Origin of the sequence: Aquiflexum sp. (assembly GCF_041751335.1) — a bacterium.
Taxonomy (GTDB): Bacteria; Bacteroidota; Bacteroidia; order Cytophagales; family Cyclobacteriaceae; genus Aquiflexum.
This window is the reverse complement of the sequence record NZ_JBGSXS010000207.1, coordinates 1-1953: the sequence shown is the minus strand read 5'-3', so window position 1 is coordinate 1953 and position 1953 is coordinate 1. Positions and strand designations below refer to the sequence as shown.

The window sequence follows — 1953 nt, the reverse complement described above, 5'->3', positions numbered from 1 at the left end:
TGGAATTATTAAATGAAAGTCCTCTCCTTGTCACCTCGACGAAAGGAGAGGTCTATTGTTTTTCTGCCCCTTAACAATCTCTAAAATGTTCAGTTTTTGGAATCACTTTAATGATACTCAAAAACTCCCTCTCTGAATTTCAGGTTTAAAGGGTTCAAAAGGATATGTCCTTGGCAATACCTCCACTCCTGTGGTGAACTTGATGGGGGATTGTCCGGGATAGGTGATCTCCACAAAGTAGCCTGTATAACCTTTTGCAGGCTCTTTCAACTCCACCTCATATTTTCCGCTTTCGTTAATCAGGATTTCGGAAGAAGTCCATTTTGGCCCTAAAACATCAATTCTAAAATCTCTGGACCCTTCGTTGGTTGCAGACCACAATTTGAGCGAAGCAGGCCTTTGGTTTGGATCAGTGGTGATTTCTATGCTATTACCATTAATTGACCAAGAGTATTTTGGTCTAGGTACTTCATTCAGAATTGAAGCATAAAAAGCAATTAAATTGGGAAAGGCATCAGATTCACTGAGATCATGACCGTAATTGGGAACGTATTGAATGTGTTTTTCTCCCTCAAGATCATCCCAATAAAACTTCCAGCTGTCCGGAAGAAAAAACTGATCTCCTGCGGCATTAATCAATAATTTGGGCATGTCGTCGTACTCATTTAAATAGGAATAAGGTTCTGTAATTTCCAAAAGCCTATCAAACTCTTTGGAACCCATCCAGTCCATAATCCCCTCTCGCACGTAATCATCAACCGCCGGAGCCCAAAAACCATAATTCTGCCAATGATGCTGGAATGAGGGTACGATATTGAGCAGGTCAATTACTACGGGAACCATCCCTACTACCCTATCATCCACAGCTGCCGTTGTCCATGTGGTCCAACCTCTTTTTGAGGCACCGGCTACAACATATTTGTCCAGAGTTTTATCATGTTTATCCTGTGCGATTTCAGACATCACGTCCATGGCCAACTTCACTGCCCTAGTCATTGGTAATCTAGCCAGCCAAATGGCATCCTCATCTCTCGCCCCACCCTCCATAAATTTTCTCCAACCATAGGCAATAATGGCATCTTCATAACGCTCCCCAAAAGTATCATTGGCAAATACCAAAGGTTGAAAAGGGACATTGTGAATCTGTGCAACAATGGAGTTGGTGCGAATTGCTGCTTCATAGATTATTGGATCCGGTTTTTCGGGCATCTTGGAGTTTTTACTACCCCCTCCTATCCACATCATACCTGTTTCATGTTGCGTTTCTTTGGGAATTACCATGGATATATAATGCCACCATTCTGTTTCATTGACAACATCAATTTTTAGCCAATGCTGGGAGTACATTTTTACCAAATGATAGTCGAATCCCTCCCCTTCAATAGAATGAATTATTTCATACCTGAAAGTAGGGTCTTCGGCATGGACATAGTCTTTGAGGATTGTTGCAGACCTTTCTAAAGTGCTGGTCTCTACATCAGCATTCTGTGTCTGACAACTCAGAAATATGGTGATAAAAAAAGCAGGGATTAATCCTTTGAAGATTACTTTACTAAATATCCTTTTCATAAAATTATTTTGGGTTAAGTTCAAGTCAAAAGATAGCTAAAAATCCCAAAAGAATATAAAACAAAAATAATGAACCACAAAAGAATCAAAAGTGAACAAAAGAATTAAATGGTAAACATTAATTCAAATTTTTCTTTTGTTTCCTTTTGTAACTTTTGTGGTTCAGAAAATTTTTATTTCACATACAATTGATTGAACAGCAACTTAAAGGTATTATGTGCTTGGGCTCTAAATGTAATCTCTGGGCCGAAAGCGTATAACTTTCCTTTTCCGATGGGGGCTTCAAAAGCCACTACTCCATTTCTTAGGTAAGACTCACCCCATGCCCAACCGGACACCAAAGGTGATTCTGTTCCAAACCAAGCCAATGGTTTGACTCCCTGC

General features: G+C 39.9%; 2 protein-coding genes. Both read right to left on the bottom strand.

The window, feature by feature from the left end:
• Positions 1 to 117: 117 nt before the first annotated feature.
• The gene (locus ACEW8U_RS11275) at positions 118 to 1569 is read right to left on the bottom strand and encodes a PhoPQ-activated pathogenicity-related family protein (protein ID WP_373522144.1); all 1452 of its coding nucleotides are present in this window, start codon (positions 1567 to 1569) and stop codon (positions 118 to 120) included.
• A 173-nt stretch (positions 1570 to 1742) separates the two neighbouring features.
• The coding region (locus ACEW8U_RS11270) for a hypothetical protein (RefSeq protein ID WP_373522143.1) at positions 1743 to 1953 on the bottom strand (211 nt) is incomplete at its 5' end.

What these genes read in the sequence shown, in the direction of transcription:
- ACEW8U_RS11275 (WP_373522144.1), bottom strand. Translation starts at nt 1,569, where the DNA reads ATGAAAAGGATATTTAGTAAAGTAATCTTCAAAGGATTAATCCCTGCT.